Below are 21,225 nucleotides of genomic sequence, written 5' to 3'. Positions count from 1 at the left end.
TTTGACACGGACACGCCGGGGTTTGGGCGATATGTGCCCTGTTTCGGCTTCAAAGTGCCCAGTTTTGGGTGCAGAGGCTGCCTGCCGCACGAGCCCGAGCGGCAGGCGGCCTGCGGCTAGGCCATCGCGAAGGCCATGGCGGGATCCGCGAGGAGGGCGCCGACGTCGGCCAGGAACCTTGATCCCTGCTCGCCGTCCACCAGCCGGTGGTCGAAGGACAGGCTCAGCGTCATGACCTGCCTCAGCGCTACCTGGTCCTGGTACTCCCACGGGGCCTTGCGGACGGCGCCCATGGCCAGGATCGCTGCCTCCCCCGGGTTGAGGATGGGCGTGCCGGCGTCAATCCCGAAGACACCGATGTTAGTGATGGAGATGGTGCCGCCGGAGAGGTCCTCCGGGCTGCTCTTGCCGGCCCTGGCGGTGTCCGTCAGATCCGCGAGCGCCGCGGACAAGTCGACAAGCGTCAGGCGGTCGGCGTCCTTGATGTTGGGAACGGTGAGGCCGCGCGGGGTTGCGGCCGCGATGCCGAGGTTCACGTAGTTGAACTGCACGATCTCCTGGTTGGCCTCATCCCACCTGGCATTCAGGCCGGGATTGCGCCGCAGCGCGATCAGGACGGCCTTGGCCACGAGGGTCAGAGGCGTGAGCTTGTGGCCGGCAAAGGACTTGCTTTCCTTGAGCCTTGCCAGCAGTTCCATGGCCGGAGTGACGTCGACCGTCAGGAACTCCGTCACGTGCGGCGCCGTGAAGGCACTGCTGACCATGGCGGCGGCCGTGAATTTGCGGACACCCTTGATAGGCGTACGCACCTCACGGTCTCCCTGGGCCGCCGCGGACTGCAGTGCCGTCGGTGCCGCCATCTCCTGGGCGGCCGCGGGAAGATCCCCGCCACCCACGAAATTGCGCACATCGTCACGGGAAATCAGCCCGCCGGGGCCGGTTCCCGCCACCTTCTCCAGATCTACGCCGAGGTCCCTGGCCAGCTTCCGGACAGGCGGCGTGGAACGGGGCCGCTCGGCGGGGTTGGTGCCGGCAGGCTTGGTTTCGACGGGCTCAACCACCGGGGCCTTGGTTTCGACCGTCTTGGTTTCGACAGGCTCAACCACCGGGGCCTTGGTTTCGGCTGGCTCGAGGAGCGTGCGCTGCCGGCGGACGGGCCGGCCGGTGCTTTCGACGACGGCGCCGTACCCGACCAAGTTGGGTTCCCTCTTGGGGAGCGGCGCCTCAGCCGGGGCGGCAGTGCCGGGCTGGATACCGGCGTCGTCCTTTACCTCGAACGAGACAATCGGCTTGCCCACCTCCACCACGGTTCCCGGCTGTTCATGCAGGGCCGTGATCACGCCCGCGAAAGGCGAGGGCAGCTCCACCACGGCTTTGGCGGTCTCCACCTCGGCGATGATCTGGTTCAGGCTGACGGTGTCCCCAACCCCCACCTTCCAGCTGACGATTTCGGATTCGGTCAGTCCTTCGCCGAGATCCGGGAGCCGGAATTCCTTGATCATGGTGACGGTCATCCTTCCAGCCCGCTCAGCGAATTCGGCCGGCCCAGCGCGCGATCGACGCCGTCGAGGATCCGGTCAAGATTCGGAAGGTGGTGCATTTCCACCTTCGAATAGGGGTACGGCACGTCAAACCCGGTGACGCGGACCGGTGCCGCCTCCAGATGGTAGAAGCAGCGCTCCGTGATGCTGGCCGCAACCTCCGCGCCGAGCCCGTTCGACTGCCCGGCCTCATGGGTGATCACCAGCCTGCCCGTCTTGCGGACCGAGGCTTCAACGGTGGCGAAGTCCACCGGAGCCAACGACCGCAGGTCAATGACCTCAACCGAGACGCCCTCGTCCGCGGCCGCCGTGGCGGCATCGCGGGCCGTCTTCACCAGTGGCCCGTATGCCACGAGCGTGACGTCGCTGCCGTCCGTCACCACGCTGGCCCGGCCCATCGGCGGGGCTGAGTTGGGATCCAGCGACTCGTCCACCTCGCCTTTGTCGTGGTAGCGGCGCTTGGGCTCGAAGAACACCACGGGGTCATCGCATGAAATAGCCTGCTGGATCATGGTGTGGGCGTCCTGCGGGCTGGCCGGGGTGACCACCCGCAGGCCTGCCGTGTGGGCGAAGTAGGCCTCCGGCGACTCGGAGTGGTGCTCCGGCGACCCGATGCCGCCGCCGAACGGGATGCGGATGGTGATGGGCATTTTCACGGTGCCGCGGCTACGGTAGTGCATCTTCGCCACCTGGGATACGATCTGGTCGAACGCGGGATAGACGAAGCCGTCGAACTGGATTTCCACCACCGGCCGGTAGCCGCGGTAAGCCAGGCCAACCGCTGTGCCCACAATGCCGGACTCGGCCAGGGGCGTGTCCACGACGCGGTGCTTGCCGAAGTCTTTCTGCAGCCCGTCGGTCACGCGGAAGACGCCGCCCAGGGCGCCGATGTCCTCGCCCATGAGGACCACTTTGGGATCGTTGTCGAGGGATCTGCGGAGGCCGGAGTTGATTGCCCGCGCAAAGGTCATCTGCGTCATCAGCGTGCACCTTCTTCTTGTGTTGCCGCTTCGGGATCGCCGAAGGTGGCAAGGTAACGGGAGTAGTGGTCCTGCTGGCGGTCCAGCCAGGAATTGGGGGTGCTGTAGACGTGCTTGAAGACGTCGAGCGGCTCGGGGTCCGGCATGCCAATGCAGCCCGCACGCAGTTCGCGGGCGACGGCGTCTGCCTTGGTCCGCACGCCGGTTTCGAACCCCTCGGTGAACAGGCCTTTGCGGTCAAGCAGCGCGTGGACCCGGCCGATCGGATCCTTGGCCGCCCAGTCCTCCAGCTCATTGGCGTCGCGGTACCGGGTGGGATCATCCGCCGTCGTATGCGGGCCCATCCGGTAGGTGACGGCCTCGATGAAGGTGGGACCGCCGCCCCGTCGGGCACGGTCGAGGGCGACCCGGGTGGCTGCCATGACCGCCAGCACGTCGTTGCCGTCGACGCGCATGCTGGGGATGCCAAAGCCTGTCCCGCGGTCCACGAGCTGGGTATGCGACTGGACCCGCACCGGCTCGGAGATGGCCCAGTGGTTGTTTTGGCAGAAGAACACCAGCGGCACCTGGAAGCTGGCGGCAAAGACCATTGCTTCGTTGACATCGCCCTCGCTGGTGGCGCCGTCGCCGAAGTACACAATCGCTGCGGAGTCGGCACCGTCGTTCTGGATTCCCATGGCGTACCCGGTGGCATGCAGCGTCTGCGCGCCGATGACGATCTGCGGAATGGCCATGTTGACCGTGTACGGGTCCCAGCCGCCGGAAGCAGCTCCGCGCCAGACACGCAGGATGTCCGCCAGGTCCACCCCGCGGCAGTAGGCGACGCCGTTCTCGCGGTAGCTGGGAAAAATGAAGTCGTCATCCCGCAGCGCCCGCACGGATCCCACCTGTGAGGCTTCCTGGCCCAGCAGCGGCGGCCAAAGGCCAAGTTCACCCTGGCGCTGCAGCGCGGTTGCCTCTTTGTCGATCCGCCGGATCACCACCAGGTCCTCGTAGAGCGAGCACAGCTGCTCGTCTGATACGTCCTTGAGCCAGGGGTCGTACTCCGGATGGCTGACGCGTTCCCCCGCGGGGGTGATCAGCTGGACCATGCTGTGGCCTGCGCCACCCTGGTGCCCTGTCTTGTTGTCCCGGCCGGCGGCTGTTCCGCCCTGGCCCGCATCGTCTGTCACCACTGTTGCCGCAACCTTCTGACGTCGTGTAACCATCCCGCGGCAGGACTCGTGATACCGCCGCATTCCGGCTTCCCGGGCGCCTTTGCCCCGGTTAATTGTGACCATACTCACAATGTTCAGGTGGTACAACCACTGCGGTTAAAACTGAGCACAATGCACTGTTGGGCGGCGTGGGACCGTGCTAGCCTTGCGCATTATGCAAGCTTTGGATGGCACAGACACCCGGCTGCTCTCCGCCCTGGCACAGGACCCGCGCCGCACTGTGGTGGCCCTCGCCCAGAAGCTCGGCCTCTCCCGCAACACCGTCCAGGCGCGGATGGCCCAGCTCGAGAAGAAGCACGCCTTCCTGTCGTTCGAGCGGCGCATCAATCCGGTGTCGCTGGGCTATCCGCTGATGGCTTTCATCTCGGTGCATGTCCAGCAGCAAAAGCTCGGCTCCCTTGCCGAGGAACTGGCAGCCGTGCCGGAAATCCTCGAGGGCTACGGCCTGACCGGCTCGGCCGACCTGCTGCTGCGCGTGGTGGCACTGGACGCCGAAGACCTCTTCCGGATCAACGGGAAGATCCTGGCCTGCGACGGCGTCGAGAGGACCGATACCGCCCTGGCCATGGGTGAACTGATACCTTTCCGGATCCAGCCATTGCTTGAGCGCAACTCAGCGGAAGCCTGACCGCAACAGCCGGCCGTAACCACGGGACAACATCGCTGTTCCGGGCCGCCGGCGCTATAGGCTATTCCACAAAAGTGACCGGGCGCCGGCTGTGCCCCGTTTGTTGGAGCGCCGCTGGTGCGGTGCAGGAAAGGCCCACCCTTGAGCAATCCCCCGCTCCCCCCGCAGCAACCGGGCGCGCAGCAGCCCGGCCCCTACCCGGCAGGTCCGCAGCAGCCAGGCGCGCAGCAGCCCGGCCCCTACCCGGCAGGTCCGCAGCAGCCCCTTGGCCGGCGGCGGCTTCCGCCTGCCCCGTTCGGCTTGCCCGGCATGCCTCCGGCCAATAGCCGCAAGGGCCTCTGGATCGTCGTGGGCATTGTGGCAGGCGTGCTGCTGCTGGTGGCCGTCGGAGTGCTGCTCCTGGTCAACCTTGTGGGCGGAGCCACGCGGCAGGCCGGGGACCTCGCGGACAGCTTCACCCAGCTGGTCATCGCCGGTGACACGAACAAGGCGTACAACGACTACATGGACCCGAGCCTGAAGGAGCAACTGTCACGGGAGGAGTTCGATTCAGGCGTCAAGAGCCTCCAACTGGATCCCTCCTGCACCACGGCTTATGACGACCTCAAAGTCAGCAACGAGGGCGACAACAACATCGCGGATATCGCCGGGCTCATCAAATGCCCGGGCAAGGACATCGAACTCGTGTACCGCTTCGCCGGCAAGGACGAGCTCAAGATGGTCACCATCCGGCTCCGGCCAAAGGCCTGACTCTTATCTGACCGTCACCCATCCAAGCGCACATCGGACCCGAATTGCTTCCGAGAGTCCCGACCGGGGCTCCGAAATCTGGCCAGGGCGTCTGACCCGGCCAGCAACCGGAAGGAATTTGGGCCATGCGCAACTCACCGAACCGTCTTATCGCCACGGTCTTCGGAGCCGTCTACCTCTTGGTGGGCCTCGTCGGCTTCGCCGTGACTTCGGGAGTCAGCTTCTTCTCCACCGAAGGCGCCAACCTGATCATCTTCGAGGTCAACCCGCTGCACAACGTGATCCACCTGGCCATCGGCGCCGCACTGCTCTACGCGGGGGTCAAGGACATCCAGCTTGCACGCACCGTCAACACGGCGGTGGGCGCCGTATACCTTCTGGTCGGTATCCTCGGGCTGTTCCTGCTCAGCTCGCCGCTCAACATCATTGCCCTCAACGGCGCGGACAACGTTCTCCACCTGGCGAGCGCCGTCCTTCTGCTCGGCGTCGGCCTGTCCCTGGACAAGGTCCCCGCCACGGCCCGTGCCTAGATGACCCCGCGCCCAAAGACGATGGCCGGCCGGGCCACCGCGGCAACCCAGAGAACCCGGGAAACCCCGGCATCGCAGGCAACGTTCCGTTCCGACGCAGTGCGGCTCTTCGCCGGCTTTGCCGGCCTCGGCGCCGCAGCGGTCAACCTCGCCGTCGCCTCCAGCCTGTTTGCCGCCGCCGGCCCTGTCCTCCCAGCGAGGGCAGCCGGCGGCGCGGCCGCCCTGCTCTGGGGAACGGCCCTGCTGGGGTGGACAATTGCCGGACTGAGCAGGAACCGTTTCCCGCTGCCGCGGACCTCCGCCCTCCTGCTGCCCGCCGCCGCCGCGGTGCACATGGCGGCCCTTGTGCTGGGCGCAAGGAGCGGCATGGCGGGCCTGGGCATCAGCCACCTCGCCGCCCTGCTGCTGACCCTCATGACCCTCGCGGCTACGTACTGGCTCGGCCGCAGATCCCCCAGTCTTCCCGGCCGATCGGGCCAGAACGCATCGGGCCAGAACGCATCGGGCCGCATGGGCGCCGGAACGCTGCTCGCCGCCGCCTTCACCGGAGCGCTGCTGGTTGCCGCCATCACGACGCCGGGTCTCGCCGCATCGACGGCGGGCCAGTTCGCTGTGCCGCACGGTGAACACATCGGCGGGCACCACTCGCCTTGAGTCGCAGGCTTACCCCGGCGGCGGCCGGTCCCCCGGCCGCCAGTCCGACGGCGGCAAACACGCCAGGAGCCCCCGCACGGTGTGCGGGGGCTCCTGGCTGCATTCGTCGGGCTTGCTAAGCCGGGGTCACTAAGGGGACGTTTCTTACCCGGGGACGGAGGTTGCGCGAACCGGAAGCGGTCAGTGCTCCACCGCCTTCTCGGCGCCGACCCCGGTCAGTGACCGGACCTCCATTTCGGCCTGCTTGCCCCGGTCCTCCTGCCTCTTGTCCAGCACCGTGCCGAGCCAGCCCAGCAGGAAGGCCAGCGGGATGGACACGATGCCAGGGTTGCTGAGCGGGAAGACAGCGAAGTTGGCGCCCTTGATCATGGAGGTCGCAGTGCCCGACACCACCGGGGAGAGCGCGATCAGGATGACGGCCGACGCGAGCCCGCCGTACATGCTCCATATGGCGCCCTGCGTGGTGAACCGGCGCCAGAACAGGGAGTAGATGATGGTGGGCAGGTTGGCGGAGGCCGCCACGGCGAACGCCAGGGCCACCAGGAACGCCACGTTCTGGCCGTTGGCCAGGATCCCGCCCAGGATGGCGAGGATGCCAATCACAACAACAGTGCGGCGTGCCACCTTAACTTCCGTATCGGCGTCGGCCTTTCCCTTCGCGATGACGTTGGCATAGATGTCATGGGCGAACGAGGCGGCGGCGGTGATCGTGAGGCCGGCCACCACCGCAAGGATCGTGGCGAAAGCCACGGCCGAGATGAAGCCCAGGAGCAGCGGGCCGCCCAGGTGGAAGGCCAGCAGCGGCGCCGCGGAGTTGACGCCGCCCGGGGCACCCTTGATGGTGTCCGCCCCCACCAGGGCGGCGGCGCCGTAGCCGAGGACTAGCGTGAAGATGTAGAACAGCCCGATCAGCCAGATGGACCACACAACCGATTTGCGGGCTTCCTTGGCCGTGGGCACCGTGTAAAAGCGCATCAGCACGTGCGGCAGGGCGGCCGTGCCCAGCACCAGGGCAAGGCCCAGGGACATGAAGTCCAGCTTGGAAGTTTCGGTCTTTCCGTACTGCAGGCCGGGGTTGAGCACAGCCGGGTTGTTGGCCGCGTCAACCGCCCCGCCCAGAAGGCTGGACAGGTTGAACCCGTAGATGGCCAAAACCCAGAGCGTCATGACGGCGGCACCGGCGATGAGCAGGATGGCCTTGATGATCTGAACCCAGGTTGTGCCCTTCATGCCGCCGATCAGGACGTACATGATCATCAGCGCCCCGACGACGATGATCACCAGTGCCTGTCCGCCCCAGTCGCTGATGCCGAGCAGGAGCGAGATCAGGCTTCCGGCGCCGGCCATCTGGGCCAGGAGGTAGAAGAAGCAGACGGCCAGCGTGGAGATGGCGGCCGCGATGCGCACCGGACGCTGCCGAAGACGGAACGAAAGGACGTCGGCCATGGTGAACTTGCCGGTGTTCCGGAGCAGTTCCGCCACCAGCAGGAGCGCCACCAGCCAGGCGACCAGGAAGCCGATGGAGTACATGAAACCGTCGTAGCCGTTGACGGCGATGGCGCCGGTGATGCCCAGGAAGGAGGCCGCGGACAGGTAGTCGCCCGCGATGGCGGTGCCGTTCTGCGAGCCGGTGAAGGAACGGCCGGCGGCGTAGTAGTCGGCGGCCGTCTTGTTGTTCCGGCTGGCCCGGAGCACGATGACCATGGTGACGGCGACGAACAGGGCGAAGATGCCCATGTTGAGCAGAGTGGTGTCTTTGAGTGCGGCGACGTCAACCGCTGCGGGAATGGTGATCACTTTGCACCGCCGCCCAATGCGCTGTTGCCGGATTTGTCGTAATCGTGGCCTTCTATGCCGTGCCGGATGTCCGCGGCGATCGGGTCCAGGCGCCGGTTCGAGTAGCTGACGTACCAGCCGGTGATGGCGAACGTGGTCACGAACTGCAGCAGCCCCATGATGATGCCCACGTTGATGTTGCCCCACACCTTGGTGGACATGAAGTCCACGGCGTAGGCGGCAAGGATGACGTACGCGAAGTACCAGAGCAGAAACCCGATGGCCATCGGGAACACAAAGCTGCGGTGGCGCTTGCGCAGGTCCTTGAACTGCTGCGTGGCCTGGACTTCCTCGAAGTCCACGGACGCCGCCGCGTCCTGGGTTCGGGCATCGTTACCCATCATTCCTCCTCATCGAGACTGGTTCCCACACGGCCGCACCCCACCAGCCAATGTGACTGCCATCACTGTGCGTCGCTGCCGGGATGATAAGCCAGTGGTTGCGCGCAGCCGGTCGGCCAACGGCGGCGATGCTGCGCCAAACGGCACGCGCTACGCTGGGCAGCATGCCGGATTCCCCTCTCTATTCCGCAGCCGCCGTGGCCGTCATCGCGCTCGCGGTGGCCGTCGTCGTCGCCGTCGGGCTCAAGGTGCTGCGCTCCTTCCGCGAGCTGGGCACCGATGCCGAGCGGGCCACCTACAACACCCTCCACGCCGCCTCGAAAGCGGGACGGCACCTGCGGACCGGCCTGAACCCCGCGGGCGCCGCCAAGGCCAGCCGCCAGCTGCGCACCCTGCTTGGCTGTGACGCGCTGGCCATCCTGGATGTTTCCGGTGTGCTGGCCTGGGACGGTACCGCGGAGGAACTGCGTCCTGGGCTCATGGGGCTCGCCGCGGATGTGCTCTCCAACGGCAGGACACAGGTTTTCAACGCCGCCGACCTCCAGCTACGGTCCCCCAAGTCCGGATCAGTCGCGGCGGCCGTCGTGGCTCCCGTCCGGGCCGGCTCTCGCGTGGTGGGAGCGGTTGCCGCCTTCGCCCCGCAGGCGGGGGCAGGGCTGGTGCGGGCCACCACCGAAGTGGCCGACTGGGTGGCCGCACAGGTGGAGCTGGCCGAGCTGGATGCCTCCCGGACGCTCCTCATGGAGGCGGAGGTGCGGGCCCTCCGCGCCCAGATCAGCCCGCACTTCATCTACAACTCGCTGAACGCGATTGCCTCCTTCATCAACACCGATCCGGCCCGGGCGCGGGAACTGGTGGTGGAGTTTGCGGACTTCACCCGCTACTCGTTCCGGCGGCACGGGGACTTCACCACGCTGGCCGAGGAGCTGCGCTGCATCGACAGGTACCTGCTGCTGGAGCGGGCCAGGTTCGGCGAGCGGGTGCAGGTCAGCCTGCGGATTGCGCCGGAGGTGCTGAGCACGGTGATCCCCTTCCTGAGCCTGCAGCCGCTCGTGGAGAATGCGGTCCGGCACGGCCTGGAGGCGAAGGAGGGGCCGGGCCACATCACCATCTCCGCCAACGATTCGGGCGCGTTCGCCGAGGTCACCATCGAGGACGACGGCGTGGGAATGGACCCGGTTCAGCTGCAGTCCATGCTGGCCGGCCACCTGGACGGTGAGCACGTGGGCCTGCGGAACGTCGATGCCCGGCTCCGGCAGGTGTACGGCGACGAGCACGGCCTGGTGATCGAGACGGCTCCCGGAGAAGGCACACTCATCACCATGCGCGTCCCCAAGTCCCAGCCGGACCACGACGCATGAAATTGCCGGCACCGGACGTTCCCGGGCCCGAAGCTGCGGAGCCGAAAGATACCCTAGGAGCATGATTAACGTTCTCGTCGCCGACGACGAGCTGCCCGCGATTGAGGAGCTCGCCTTCCTCCTGGGCAGTGACGAGAGGATCGGCACCATCCTCCGCGCCTCATCCGGTGCCGAGGCGCTTCGGGTCCTCGAAGCAGAGGCGGTGGACGCCGTCTTCCTCGACATCCACATGCCGTCGGTATCCGGCCTGGACATCGCACGGGCCATATCCCGCAGCAGTCGGCCCCCCGCCGTCGTCTTCGTGACAGCCGATGAGGACTGTGCCCTGGAGGCGTTCGAGCTCGCGGCCGTGGACTACCTGCTGAAGCCCGTTCGGGCCGAGCGGCTGGCCCGCTCCGTGGGCCGGATCAGTGAACTGATTCGCGACGGCGGTGCCGCGCCCGAGATGATCACGGTGGACCAGGGCGGCACCACCAGGATGATCCGGCGCGACGACGTCACGTACGTCCAGGCGCAGGGTGACTACGCCCGGCTCCACACCGCCGATGCCAGCTACCTGATCCGGGTTCCCCTGGCCGACCTGGAACAGCAGTGGGCGGACGCCGGCTTCATCCGCACCCACCGCTCCTACCTGGTGTCACTCGCCCACGTCTCCCACCTCAAGCTCGCCGCCGGACGCCCCAGCGTGTCAGTCGAGGACGCTGAACTGCCGATCAGCCGCCGGCACCTGCCGGCCGTCCGCGAGAAGCTTGAGGCCACCAGGATCCGGCCGCAGGCATGACGCGCGTCAGGGTCACGGCACCCCGTTCAGCGGCGCGGCCGACGGCTGAACCGCGGGACTCCGCCGAGGAGTCGGCCGTCGGCCAGGTGTTCGTCCGCTCGCTGATCCGCTCCCAGCTCAGGCTTGCCCTGGTGGTGGCCGGCGGGTTCCTGCTGATCCTCGGTGCCTTTCCGCTGCTGCTTGGCGCGATACCTGGACTGGCGGAGACCCGGTTTGCCGGCATTCCGTTCGACTGGATCCTCCTGGGCGCCGGGATCTACCCTGTGACCGGAATCAGCGCCTGGCTGTACATCCGCAGCGCGGCACGGAACGAAGCCCGCTACCGCGACCTCGCCGGGGACAAAGTGATGCTCCGGTGAACCCGGCAGTGGGCATCGCGGCGGTGGCGGCCGTTTCCGTGGCGACGGCGGTGATCGGCTTCTACGGCCTGCGGATCTCCCGCACCACCGGCGACTTCTATGTCGCCTCCCGGACCGTGCCGCCGTGGTGGAACGCGTCGGCAATCGGCGGCGAGTACCTGTCCGCCGCCAGCTTCCTGGGCGTGGCCGGCCTGATCCTGCTGTCCGGCACGGATGCCCTGTGGTATCCGGTGGGCTACACCGCCGGGTACCTGATGCTGCTGTTGTTCGTGGCCGCGCCGCTGCGGCGTTCCGGGGCCTACACAATCCCAGATTTCACCGAGGCCAGGCTCGATTCGCGGGCCGTGCGCCGTGTCACCAGCGTGGCTGTGGTCATTGTGGGCTGGCTCTACATCGTCCCGCAGCTGCACGGCGCTGCCCTGACGATCCGGACCACTACCGGCCTTCCGGCCTGGACCGGTTCAACCGCCGTCGTGGTGGTGGTGTGCCTCACCGTGGTGGCCGGCGGCATGCGTTCGATCACCTTCGTCCAGGCCTTCCAGTATTGGCTGAAGCTCACGGCGCTGGCCGTGCCGCTGATCTTCATCCTGCTGGTGCTGGCAGACGACGGCTCCCCGGCGCTGGCGGCTGCGGCCACGAATCCGGGCGGAGCGGGTCCGGCCAGCCCCTACCAGAGCATCTCGCTCCTTGTTGCCCTGCTGTTCGGAACGCTGGGCCTGCCGCACGTTTTGGTCCGTTTCTACACCAACCCTGACGGGCACTCCGCGCGGCGGACCACACTGATCGTGCTGGGCCTGTTGTCCGTGTTCTATCTCTTTCCCACGGCGTACGGCCTGGCCGGCAGGCTGTTCGCCCCGGATCTGGCCAGGACGGGGCAGGCGGATGCCCTGGTGCTGCTGCTTCCGGGTCGTCTCGTCGGGGGCCCGGCGGGCGAATTGTTGTCTGCCCTCGTCGTGGCGGGGGCCTTCGCGGCGTTCCTGTCCACAACGTCGGGGCTCGTCGTGTCACTGGCCGGCGTGATCAGCCAGGACGTCCTGGGCGGCAGTGTGCGCGGCTTCAGGGTGGCGGCGCTGGTCTCGATTACCGTTCCGCTGGGCCTGGCGCTCATGACGGACTCGCTGGCACTCGCCGGCAGCGTGGGCCTGGTCTTCGCCTTCACGGCGTCAACCATCTGCCCGGTCCTGCTGCTCGGCATCTGGTGGCGGGGCCTGACCGACGCCGGCGCCATCGCCGGCATGGTGACCGGCGGCCTCCTCTGTGGCGGCGCCATGGTGGCGGGGACGGTGCTCGGTGTGGCGGGAACGCCGCCGTGGCTGGCGCAGCCCGCGGCCTGGACGGTGCCGGCTGCCTTCACCGTGATGGTCCTGACATCGCGTGCCACCAGTTCCCGGGTGCCGCGGACCATCACCCGGGTGATGACCAGGCTGCACACACCCGAGCGGCCGCTGGCCACGGAACGCTGAGCGGCCGGGGGTCGCCGGGCTGCCGGGCCGTCAGTCAGTCAGGCCGTCAGTCGATGGCGGCCATCAGCTCGACCACCCGGTCGAGGAAGGCGTCCACCTGGGTCTCCTCGTAGCCGTCCGTGCCAACGGCGGGCCGGAAGACGGCCCGGCGCACGTTATCGACGCTGAGGGGCTTGTCCTGCTCCAGGTAACCGATCAGGTCCCGGCACAGGCTGTCCACGTCTTTGGTGTTGTAGCTGCGCGCCTTTTTCTTGGCCGGGCGGCGGAACCTCTCGCCGTCGGGCCGGTGAAGGCGGCCGCGGAGCGTCCCGGAAAGCTGTCCGATCTGGCGAAGCCAGGCATCCTCGCCCCGTTCGGCGATGAGGTCGTCCCGTTCCCGGCGGGCGAAGGCGTCTTCAAGCCGGTCCAGCGCGGCGTCCACGGCGATGGCCGAGTACCCGCCCTTCACGGGGTCAAAGGACACGGACCGGACATCAGCGCTCTTGATGAGGCGGGCGGCAGCCTCGGGCGTCTCCAGTGATACGCGGGCCTGCTGGAGGAACTGGTCCACCTGCTTGGCGTTGTAGCCGTAGTCGGTCCGCGCGACGCGTTCGAACGACGCGGGAATCTGACGCTTGCTGTCCACTCTCACCATGTTTCCTTCGATGCTTCTTCGGCGGGTCGTAACCGCATTATTCTAGGGCGTTGCGGAGGGCCGGATGCCAGAGCCCCCGCCGGAAAACCCGGGCCGGTAAACTCTGGCCGGGAACCACTCAGGCCCCGGAGAACAGGACGAACAGCATAAAGGCCACCGGCGAGGCGAACACGATCGAGTCCAGCCGGTCCATCACCCCGCCATGTCCTGGCAGGATGCTGCTCATGTCCTTGACGCCGAGTTCGCGTTTGACCATCGATTCGGCGAGGTCGCCGGCAGTGGCGGAAGCGACCATGCCGATTGCCAGCACAACCCCCACCCACCAGGGCTTGTCCAGCAGGAAGATGCTGGCCAGGATACCGACGAGCATGGCTCCCGCGATGGATCCGGCGAATCCCTCCCAGGACTTCTTCGGGCTGATCTTTGGCGCCATGGGGTGCTTACCCAACCGGGCGCCCACGAGGTAACCGAACGTGTCGTTGGAAACCACCAGGAGCAGCAGGATGACAATCTGCCAGGCGCCCTCCGGCACAGTTCCGCCGGGCCACGGTCCCACCGGGGAGGCGCCGCCTTCGACGTGCAGCGGCAGCGCGGCGAAGCTGATCAGGAAGGGCACCCAGGCGAGGGTGAACACCCCGGCGAAAATGCTGCGGGCCGAACCCGTTGCACTTTCCACCGACCGCCAGAGCAGCGCCGCCACGCTGCTGGCAAGCATCGCGAACAGCAGGCTTTCCAGACCGCCGAAGTAGGCCGAGAAGGGCATCGCCAGCGTGCCCACCATGACCGGCACGATGGGCAGGCGTGTGCCGTTCGCTTCGAGCGCACGGAAAATCTCCCACACGCCGAAGGCCGCGAAGGTGGTGACGACGGCAACAAAGCCGAGCGGCAGGAAGAGCAGCCCGCCGAGCACCGCAAGGAGCATGGCCAGGCCCACGGCGATAGCCGCCGGCAGGTTGCGCCCCGCCCCGGGGGTGGGGTTGGGTCTTGGCTGGCGGGTCCGGGTTCGGGCCCGCGCACCGGGGGCCTGCTGTGCCTGGCCCATCAGACCTCGAGCAGCTCAGCTTCCTTGCGCTTGAGGAGCTCGTCGATGCCGTCGACGTGCTGCTTCGTGATCACGTCGAGCTCCTTTTCGCCGCGGGCGCCCTCGTCTTCGCCGGCTTCGCCGTCCTTGACGAGCCGGTCAAGGGTTTCCTTGGCCTTGCGCCGGATGTTGCGGATGGACACCTTGGCGTCCTCACCCTTGGACTTGACGATCTTGACGTATTCCTTGCGGCGTTCCTTCGTCAGCTCCGGGATGGTGATGCGGATGACGTTGCCGTCGTTGGACGGGTTGGCGCCGACCTCGGAATCGCTCAGCGCACGCTCGATGTCGCGCAGGGCGGCCTTGTCGTAGGGCGTGATGAGGATGGTGCGGGCGTCGGGAACCGCGAAGGACGCCAACTGCTGCAGCGGTGTAGGGGTTCCGTAGTACTCCACCATGACCTTGTTGTACAGGCCGGGGGTGGCACGGCCGGTGCGGATCGAGGCGAAGTCTTCCTTGGCTACCTCAACAGCCTTGTCCATCTTGTCCCCGGCTTCGAGCAAGGTTTCTTCGATCACGATCTCTCCTCAGAAATTGGTTCCCGGCCAACCGGGCATTTCATAATCCTGGTCCCGCCCAATGGGCGGAACCGTCCTAGAAATATCCTAGCTGTAACTAGGGTGTGACCAGCGTTCCCAGCTTTTCGCCGCGGATGGCGCGCGTGACATTGCCTTCGCCTTCCATGCCGAACACCACCATGGAGAGCTTGTTGTCCTTGCACATGGTCATTGCGGTCTGGTCCATGACGCGGATGTCGCGGCGGAGCGCGTCGTCGTAGCTGAGGTTTTCAAGCTTCTCCGCCGTCGGGTCCTTCTTCGGGTCGGCGGTGTACACACCGTCCACGCCGCTCTTGGCCATCAGCACCACGTCGGCGTGCACCTCGAGTGCGCGCTGGGCAGCCACGGTATCCGTGGAGAAGTACGGCAGGCCTGCGCCGGCGCCGAAGATGACCACACGGTTCTTTTCCATGTGGCGGATGGCGCGGCGGGGAATGTAGGCCTCGGCCACCTGTCCCATGGTGATGGCGGTCTGGACCCGGGTCTCAACACCGGCCTGCTCCAGGAAGTCCTGCAGAGCGAGGCAGTTCATGACGGTTCCCAGCATGCCCATGTAGTCGGCACGCGAACGGTCCATGCCGCTCTGGGACAGTTCGGCACCCCGGAAGAAGTTGCCACCGCCAACCACGATGGCCACCTCGACGTCGGGTACGGCTGCGGCGATCTCCTTGGCTACGGCGCGGACGGTCTCCGGGTCGACGCCCAGCTTGCCGCCACCGAAGACTTCACCGGACAGCTTCAGGAGAACCCGGCGCCTGCTCTTCTCTGACTGGACGGGAGTATTGACGGCTTCCATGGTGCCTTCCGTTTGGTGAACTCTGAGCTAGGTTATCGCGCATCCGGCCAGCGCTCACATTCTTATGTGGCCGGTGCATGCAAAAGGGGCGGCCACCGAAGTGGCCACCCCCTTGCGTGTCAGACTAGGAGCCGACGCGGAAACGCGTGAACGCGGTTCCCTTGACGCCGGCCTCTTCGAGGACCTGCGCCACAGACTTCTTGGCGTCCTTGGCGAAAGCCTGGTCAACCAGGACCTCACCCTTGTAGAAGCCGGTAACGCGGCCTTCGACGATCTTGGTCATCGCAGCTTCGGGCTTGCCCTCGGCCTTTGCGGTTTCCTCGGCGATGCGGCGCTCGGACTCGACCAGGTCCGCCGGAACGTCCTCGCGGGAGAGGTAGTTCGGGGCCATTGCCGCGATGTGCACGGCGACGTCGTGGGCTGCGGTTGCAGCTGCTTCGCCTTCGCCGTCAACAGCGAACAGGACGCCGACCTGGGCCGGGAGGTCCTTGGAGGTCTTGTGCAGGTAAGCGTCGACCGTGGCACCCTCGATGCGGGCGATGCGGCGGACAACAACCTTTTCGCCGAGGATTGCGCCTTCTTCGACGACAACCTCGGACAGCGGCTTGCCGTCGACATCGGTGGCGAGCAGGGTCTCGAGGTCGGCAGCGCCGGACTCGACGGCGATGGCCAGGACCTTGTCAGCCAGCTGGATGAACTTGTCAGCCTTGGCGACGAAGTCGGTCTCGCAGTTGACCTCGATCATTACGCCGACGCCGCCCTGGACCTTGGCAGCAACCAGGCCTTCAGCGGTGGAGCGGCCTTCGCGCTTGGTGGCGCCCTTCAGGCCCTTGATGCGGATGATCTCGATCGCCTTCTCGGCGTCGCCGTTGGCTTCGTCGAGAGCCTTCTTGACATCCATCATGCCGGCGCCGGTGCGCTCGCGCAGAGCCTTGATATCAGCGGCAGTGTAGTTCGCCATGTGAACCCCTCTGTCTAGAAAATTTTTGTGTGTACGGACCGACAGGACGGCAGCTCACTGGGTGAGCGGCCATCCTGTCAGTTGCCCGGACGCTGCGGACAGCGCCCGGAAATCCCGATGAAGTTGTTACTTCGCGGAGTCGGTGCCCTCGACCTCAGCCGGGGCTTCCTCAGCGGCGGGAGCAGCCTCGGCAGCCGGAGCTTCCTCGGCCTTGCTGCCTTCGAGGAGCTCGCGCTCCCATTCAGCCAGCGGCTCTTCCGGAGTCTCGGTGGTGCCGGTTGCGCGCTGGTTGCGGGCGATCAAACCCTCGGCAACGGCGTCAGCAACAACGCGGGTCAGGAGGTTCACGGAGCGGATGGCGTCGTCGTTGCCCGGGATCGGGAAGTCGACCTCGTCCGGATCGCAGTTGGTGTCCAGGATGGCCACAACCGGGATGTTGAGCTTCTTGGCCTCGTCAACAGCCAGGTGCTCCTTCTTGGTGTCAACAACCCAGAGCACGGACGGTGCCTTGGTCAGGTTGCGGATACCACCGAGGTTGGACTCGAGCTTGGTCAGCTCGCGGCGCAGGAGCAGCAGTTCCTTCTTGGTGTAAGCGGAACCGGCGACGTCGTCGAAGTCGATCTCTTCGAGTTCCTTCATGCGCTGGATACGCTTGGCAACAGTCTGGAAGTTGGTGAGCATGCCGCCGAGCCAACGCTGGTTGACGTACGGCTGGCCAACGCGGGTGGCCTGCTCGGCAATGGCTTCCTGGGCCTGCTTCTTGGTGCCGACGAAGAGCACGGTGCCGCCGTGGGCAACGGTGGCCTTGACGAACTCGTAGGCACGGTCGATGTAGGACAGCGACTGCTGGAGGTCAATGATGTAGATGCCGTTGCGCTCGGTGAAGATGAAGCGCTTCATCTTCGGGTTCCAACGGCGGGTCTGGTGTCCAAAGTGGACGCCGCTGTCAAGCAGCTGGCGCATGGTTACGACGGGCATGCCGACGCTCCTTCCGGCAGGTCATTCATGAGAGCGGCCGCGGCCGCTCTTACCCTGCCAATAGTTGACGGTTATTTAGCCCTGCCCGGGCGGGCACAGGCTCCTGGCATCCATTGCACATCTCATCAGGACCGTTGCCGGACCTGACCGCAAGAGGCACAATCCTCCGCAGCAGCAAGCAACTGCTTACCGGTTGTGGAGGGCTGGATACGCGTAGTCAGCTACTGCTCCCCCGCACTCCTGAATGGGGCGTGCTGACGCTAGCCACGAAATGGAATGCGTTGAGGGCACAGCAAACTGCTCCACCAAGTGTACTACAGCGGACCGCGGCAAATGCACCGGTTCGGCCGCACCGGGCGGCGTTTTCCACATAGGCCGAAGGCCCCGTTCCGGCAGGCGGATCGGGCGACCATGCTGGCGACATGAAAGCTCACGCGATGGCGGCGGTGCTCCTGCTCACGACGGCGGCTGCCGCACCTTCCGCCGCGCCCGCACCGCCGGCTGCGGGAACAGACCCCGGCGTCCCGGTCTTTTCCCCCGCCGGGGTTTCGTCCCGGGCCACCACGCCGGCGCCGGCGGGCTGGCGCTGGCCACTTGCGCCGCGGCCGCCGGTCCTGCGTCCGTTCGATCCCCCGGCCAAACCATGGCTGAGCGGGCACCGGGGCGTGGACCTCGGATCAGCGTCCGACGGCGGCCCGGTCACCGCCCCGGAGTCCGGAACCGTCAGTTTTGTGGGTGTGGTGGTGGACCGGCCCGTCATCACCATCGATCATGGCAATGGCCTCCGCAGCAGCTTCGAACCGGTGCGGAGCACACTCAGGAAGGGCGCTTCCGTGGCCAAGGGTGCCATGGTGGGCACCCTGCTGGCCGGCCATTGCGGTCCCCGGCCGTGCGTGCACTGGGGCGTCCGCCGCGGGGAGGAGTACCTCAATCCGCTGTCCTTCATCCTGGACCTGCGCCCCTCGGTGCTGCTGCCGCTGAACTGACGCAGGGATCTCGCCTGCCAGACGATAGCGCCTGTTAGACGATCGCTGAGACGCCGGTAATGGCCCGGCCGGCCACCAGCGTGTTTACTTCGTGGGTGCCCTCGTAGGAGTAGATCGCTTCGGCGTCGGCGAAGATCTTTGCCATCTCAAAGTCCGTCACAATGCCGTTTCCGCCAAGGAGGCTGCGGCCGATGGCAACGCTCTCCCGCATCCGCGCTGTGGTGAACGCCTTGGCGAGGGCTGACTGCTCATCCTTGGCCTGGCCTGCATCCTCGAGCTGGGAGAGCCGCACCATCATGCCCATGGAGCTGACCGCGTTCCCCAGGATCTGGACCAGCTGGCTCTGCACCAGCTGGAACGAGGCCAGCGGGCGCCCGAACTGGTGCCGCTCCACGGCGTAACGCCGGGCCACGTCGAAGGCGGCTAGCTGCTGGCCCACCGCCTGCCAGGCAACGGCGAGGCGGGTGACCTTCAGGACCTTGTTGGTGTCGCGGAAGCTGTTGGCGTTGGCCAGCTTGAAGAAGTCCGGCACCGCCACATTTTCGAGGGTGATGTCGGCGTTCTGCACTGTCCGCAGCGAAATCTTGTTCTCGATCTTCGTTGCGCTGAATCCCGGCAGTCCAGTATCCACGAGGAAAGCCTTGACCTGGTTGTCGGCCACATCGCGCGCGTAGACCACCACCCAGTCGGAAAAGGTTGCATTGCCGATCCAGCGCTTGGCGCCGTTAAGGATCCAGCGGTCGCCGTCCCGCCTGGCCGTGGTGCGCGTGCCGCCGGCTACGTCCGAACCGCCCAGGGGTTCCGTCAGCCCGAAGGCGCCGATCTTGCGCAGCGAGTAGATGTCCGGTAGCCAGGCATCCTGCTGCTCCCGGGAGGCCAGGGCCTCGATGGAACCGGTGAAAAGGCCGTCGTGCACACCCATGAAGGTGGCGATGGACGTGTCCGCGCGGGTAACTTCCGCGTGCACGATGCCGGCGAACAGATTGGAATGGCCCTGCCGTCGCACCGGGCTGACCAGGTCTAGCTCGGCCAGCTTGGGAACCAGGTCCAGGGGAAATTCGCCGCGGTTCCAACAGTCCACCGCGATCGGCTTTACTTCCCGGGCCAGGAAGGAACGGACCTCGGCCAGCCTGTCCTGCTCCTTGGAACTGAGCAGCTGTTCGAACGAGAAGAAGTCGGCGTCGGCGTAGGGCAGGCTGTTGATGTCAGTTGCAGCAGCGGACATGGCGCTCCTTCGCACAGGCCAGCGTCCGTGGTGGAACATCACGACGCCGGCGGGATAGTTACTGGTCAGTAACATATCCCAGGCCGGCGGAAAATGAAAAGAGCCCTGATCCGCGGAGACGCAGATCAGGGCTCTGGAGGTAGGGCTACTCGGACTTGAACCGAGGACCTTAGGATTATGAGTCCCGCGCTCTAACCAGCTGAGCTATAGCCCCATGCACCTGCGCTGTTTACCGCAAGGTGCGCCCGGCCAGCGCCGGCCCGGAAGGTGCCCGTCGTCGGCTGGGCAGACTTACTCTAGCAAACCGGCGAAGCGCTTCAGACCACTTCACACGCCGCTGGCCCGCTGACGGGCAGGACCTTAGACGACCTTGTCCTCGTAGTTCGCCCCGTAGTACAGGTCCTCAAATGTCTGCAGGGTCCCCTGGATGCTGTGCGGTTCCACCATGCACCGGCTGGCGTTGCCCATGGCTTTGCGTTCCTCGGCCGGCAGGCGGAAAATCCGGGTGATTTTCCCCGCGAGGTCTGCACTGTCGTTCGGCCTGAACAGGTAGCCGTTTTCCCCGTCGCGCACCAGGTGCGGAAGGGCCATGGCGTCCGCCAGGAGGACGGGCGTCGATGCGGACATGGCCTCCAGCGTGACCAGCGACTGCAGTTCCGCTGTACCTGGCATGCAGAACAGGTCGGCCCTGATGTAGGCCTCCCGGAGTTCGTCATCGCTGGCCAGGCCCAGGAACTTCACCCGGTTCTGCAGTCCGAGCCGTTCCACCAGGGCCTCCAGCGACGGGCGCACCTCGCCGCCGCCGACGATTTCCAGATGGACGTTCAGGTCGGCAGGGGTGTCGGCCACCGCCTTGATCAGCACGTCAACGTGCTTCTCCTCAGCCAACCGCCCGGCAAACAGCACGGTGGGGTGTTCGTGCGGTTCAATGACCTCGTCCGGCTTGGGCTCGTATGCTGCCGAGTCGATGCCGTTGGACAGGGGCAGCACCTTCCGCAGGAAGGCGTGCTGGTGCATCGCTTTGGCGGCCAGCGGCGTGGGCGTGGTGACGACGTCCGCCTGTCCCATCACCTTCCCCATGTCCTTCCAGGAGATCTTCCCGATGATGTCCTTGAACCACTGCGGGAACGGCAGGAAGGGGTTGAGGTTCTCCGGCATGAAATGGTTGGTGGCCACGACGCGGACGCCGCGCTTCACCGCCTCGTACAGGACGTGTTCGCCGATCATGTAGTGGCTTTGGATGTGCACCACGTCCGGCTGGACCTTGTCGAACAGCAGGCTGATTTCCTTCTTGATCTCCCACGGGAAACAGACCCTGAAGTATTCGTGCGTGAACACGCTGTGCGAGCGGAGGCGGTGGACAGTGGCTTCGGCGCGGAACTCCGTGAAGCTCTTGCCCTTGTCCTGACGGCACGCCAGCACGTGGACGTCGTGTCCGCGCGCCGTCATGCCCTTGGCCAGCCGGTAGCCGAACTGGGCGGCTCCGTTAACGTGGGGCGGATAGGTGTCCGCCGCGATGAGGATGGTCAGTGGGCGCTGGGCGTCGGGCATGGTCACGTAGAAAGC

The 21,225-nt window shown here is 66.4% G+C and carries 22 protein-coding genes and 1 tRNA gene; 9 read left to right on the top strand and 14 right to left on the bottom strand.

The features are described 5' to 3' along the window. Window positions 1–116 precede the first annotated feature (116 nt). From ABRP34_RS21665 to pdhA, 3 genes are read right to left on the bottom strand one after another with little or no spacing between them, the layout of a single operon-like run. Window positions 117–1,514: a dihydrolipoamide acetyltransferase family protein gene (locus tag ABRP34_RS21665; RefSeq protein ID WP_353711735.1), complete on the bottom strand. Its 1,398-nt coding sequence runs from the start codon at window positions 1,512–1,514 to the stop codon at window positions 117–119. Beyond that, window positions 1,511–2,521, bottom strand: a complete 1,011-nt coding sequence (locus ABRP34_RS21660) for an alpha-ketoacid dehydrogenase subunit beta (RefSeq protein WP_003805911.1) — start codon at window positions 2,519–2,521, stop codon at window positions 1,511–1,513. Before ABRP34_RS21660 ends, ABRP34_RS21665 begins: the two co-directional genes overlap by 4 nt. After that, window positions 2,521–3,612, bottom strand: coding sequence for a pyruvate dehydrogenase (acetyl-transferring) E1 component subunit alpha (pdhA, locus tag ABRP34_RS21655; protein WP_353713441.1), 1,092 nt, complete (start codon window positions 3,610–3,612; stop codon window positions 2,521–2,523). Before pdhA ends, ABRP34_RS21660 begins: the two co-directional genes overlap by 1 nt. 280 nt (window positions 3,613–3,892) lie before the next feature. On the opposite strand from pdhA, the gene ABRP34_RS21650 reads away from it, so the two are divergent. The 4 genes from ABRP34_RS21650 to ABRP34_RS21635 all read left to right on the top strand — a co-directional run bounded on the left by ABRP34_RS21650 (window position 3,893) and on the right by ABRP34_RS21635 (window position 6,300). Beyond that, a complete protein-coding gene (locus tag ABRP34_RS21650) occupies window positions 3,893–4,366 on the top strand; it encodes an Lrp/AsnC family transcriptional regulator (RefSeq protein ID WP_003805914.1) in 474 nt (157 codons plus the stop codon). A 141-nt stretch (window positions 4,367–4,507) separates the two neighbouring features. Beyond that, the gene (locus tag ABRP34_RS21645) at window positions 4,508–5,116 is read left to right on the top strand and encodes a hypothetical protein (RefSeq protein ID WP_353711734.1); all 609 of its coding nucleotides are present in this window, start codon (window positions 4,508–4,510) and stop codon (window positions 5,114–5,116) included. 125 nt (window positions 5,117–5,241) lie between these two features. Beyond that, on the top strand, window positions 5,242–5,646 hold the full coding sequence (locus ABRP34_RS21640; RefSeq protein WP_003805916.1) for a DUF4383 domain-containing protein: 405 nt from the start codon (window positions 5,242–5,244) through the stop codon (window positions 5,644–5,646). Beyond that, complete coding sequence (locus ABRP34_RS21635; RefSeq protein WP_353711733.1) at window positions 5,647–6,300, top strand: hypothetical protein; 654 nt, start codon at window positions 5,647–5,649, stop codon at window positions 6,298–6,300. It abuts the gene before it with no gap. Window positions 6,301–6,480: 180 nt separating this feature from the next. Here ABRP34_RS21635 and ABRP34_RS21630 read toward each other — a convergent pair whose 3' ends face one another. Next, window positions 6,481–8,037 carry a sodium/solute symporter gene (locus ABRP34_RS21630; protein ID WP_353713440.1) on the bottom strand — a complete coding sequence of 519 codons (1,557 nt, stop codon included), beginning with the start codon at window positions 8,035–8,037 and terminating at the stop codon, window positions 6,481–6,483. A 56-nt stretch (window positions 8,038–8,093) separates the two neighbouring features. Further along, on the bottom strand, window positions 8,094–8,477 hold the full coding sequence (locus ABRP34_RS21625; RefSeq protein ID WP_353713439.1) for a DUF485 domain-containing protein: 384 nt from the start codon (window positions 8,475–8,477) through the stop codon (window positions 8,094–8,096). Window positions 8,478–8,641: 164 nt separating this feature from the next. Here ABRP34_RS21625 and ABRP34_RS21620 point away from each other — a divergent pair, with 164 nt between their 5' ends. The 4 genes from ABRP34_RS21620 (at window position 8,642) to ABRP34_RS21605 (ending at window position 12,441) form a co-directional block, all read left to right on the top strand. Further along, window positions 8,642–9,838: a histidine kinase gene (locus ABRP34_RS21620; RefSeq protein WP_353711732.1), complete on the top strand. Its 1,197-nt coding sequence runs from the start codon at window positions 8,642–8,644 to the stop codon at window positions 9,836–9,838. A 61-nt stretch (window positions 9,839–9,899) separates the two neighbouring features. Then, the gene (locus ABRP34_RS21615; protein ID WP_353711731.1) at window positions 9,900–10,619 is read left to right on the top strand and encodes a LytTR family DNA-binding domain-containing protein; all 720 of its coding nucleotides are present in this window, start codon (window positions 9,900–9,902) and stop codon (window positions 10,617–10,619) included. Beyond that, a complete protein-coding gene (locus tag ABRP34_RS21610; RefSeq protein WP_353711730.1) occupies window positions 10,616–10,978 on the top strand; it encodes a hypothetical protein in 363 nt (120 codons plus the stop codon). The genes ABRP34_RS21615 and ABRP34_RS21610 overlap by 4 nt, the downstream gene beginning before the upstream one ends. Continuing rightward, window positions 10,975–12,441 carry a cation acetate symporter gene (locus ABRP34_RS21605; RefSeq protein ID WP_353711729.1) on the top strand — a complete coding sequence of 489 codons (1,467 nt, stop codon included), beginning with the start codon at window positions 10,975–10,977 and terminating at the stop codon, window positions 12,439–12,441. Before ABRP34_RS21610 ends, ABRP34_RS21605 begins: the two co-directional genes overlap by 4 nt. Window positions 12,442–12,487: 46 nt before the next feature. Here the strand turns inward: ABRP34_RS21605 and ABRP34_RS21600 are convergent, their stop codons facing one another. The 6 genes from ABRP34_RS21600 to rpsB all read right to left on the bottom strand — a co-directional run bounded on the left by ABRP34_RS21600 (window position 12,488) and on the right by rpsB (window position 17,448). Continuing rightward, on the bottom strand, window positions 12,488–13,072 hold the full coding sequence (locus tag ABRP34_RS21600) for a DivIVA domain-containing protein (RefSeq protein ID WP_353713438.1): 585 nt from the start codon (window positions 13,070–13,072) through the stop codon (window positions 12,488–12,490). Between the two features lie 121 nt (window positions 13,073–13,193). Next, on the bottom strand, window positions 13,194–14,117 hold the full coding sequence (locus tag ABRP34_RS21595) for a phosphatidate cytidylyltransferase (RefSeq protein WP_353711728.1): 924 nt from the start codon (window positions 14,115–14,117) through the stop codon (window positions 13,194–13,196). Then, window positions 14,117–14,674, bottom strand: coding sequence for a ribosome recycling factor (gene frr, locus ABRP34_RS21590; RefSeq protein ID WP_353711727.1), 558 nt, complete (start codon window positions 14,672–14,674; stop codon window positions 14,117–14,119). The genes ABRP34_RS21595 and frr overlap by 1 nt, the downstream gene beginning before the upstream one ends. A 97-nt stretch (window positions 14,675–14,771) precedes the next feature. Next, on the bottom strand, window positions 14,772–15,509 hold the full coding sequence (gene pyrH, locus ABRP34_RS21585; protein ID WP_353711726.1) for a UMP kinase: 738 nt from the start codon (window positions 15,507–15,509) through the stop codon (window positions 14,772–14,774). A 124-nt stretch (window positions 15,510–15,633) separates the two neighbouring features. Continuing rightward, complete coding sequence (gene tsf / locus ABRP34_RS21580) at window positions 15,634–16,470, bottom strand: translation elongation factor Ts (RefSeq protein WP_003805929.1); 837 nt, start codon at window positions 16,468–16,470, stop codon at window positions 15,634–15,636. A 126-nt stretch (window positions 16,471–16,596) separates the two neighbouring features. Continuing rightward, a complete protein-coding gene (rpsB, locus tag ABRP34_RS21575; protein ID WP_353711725.1) occupies window positions 16,597–17,448 on the bottom strand; it encodes a 30S ribosomal protein S2 in 852 nt (283 codons plus the stop codon). 422 nt (window positions 17,449–17,870) lie between these two features. Here rpsB and ABRP34_RS21570 point away from each other — a divergent pair, with 422 nt between their 5' ends. Then, a complete protein-coding gene (locus tag ABRP34_RS21570) occupies window positions 17,871–18,434 on the top strand; it encodes a M23 family metallopeptidase (RefSeq protein WP_353711724.1) in 564 nt (187 codons plus the stop codon). A 34-nt stretch (window positions 18,435–18,468) separates the two neighbouring features. Here ABRP34_RS21570 and ABRP34_RS21565 read toward each other — a convergent pair whose 3' ends face one another. The 3 genes from ABRP34_RS21565 to ABRP34_RS21555 all read right to left on the bottom strand — a co-directional run bounded on the left by ABRP34_RS21565 (window position 18,469) and on the right by ABRP34_RS21555 (window position 21,216). Next, window positions 18,469–19,659 (bottom strand): acyl-CoA dehydrogenase family protein, encoded by a 1,191-nt coding sequence (locus ABRP34_RS21565; RefSeq protein WP_353711723.1) that lies wholly within the window; start codon window positions 19,657–19,659, stop codon window positions 18,469–18,471. A 140-nt stretch (window positions 19,660–19,799) separates the two neighbouring features. Beyond that, window positions 19,800–19,873 (bottom strand) — tRNA-Ile (locus ABRP34_RS21560). A gap of 146 nt (window positions 19,874–20,019) precedes the next feature. Next, on the bottom strand, window positions 20,020–21,216 hold the full coding sequence (locus ABRP34_RS21555; RefSeq protein ID WP_353711722.1) for a glycosyltransferase: 1,197 nt from the start codon (window positions 21,214–21,216) through the stop codon (window positions 20,020–20,022). Between the last annotated feature and the right edge of the window lie 9 nt (window positions 21,217–21,225).

This window comes from Arthrobacter sp. K5 (genome assembly GCF_040448525.1).
Lineage (GTDB): Bacteria > Actinomycetota > Actinomycetes > Actinomycetales > Micrococcaceae > Arthrobacter > Arthrobacter globiformis.
The sequence above is the reverse complement of the archived record's forward strand: the minus strand, read 5'-3'. Positions and strand labels throughout refer to the sequence as shown.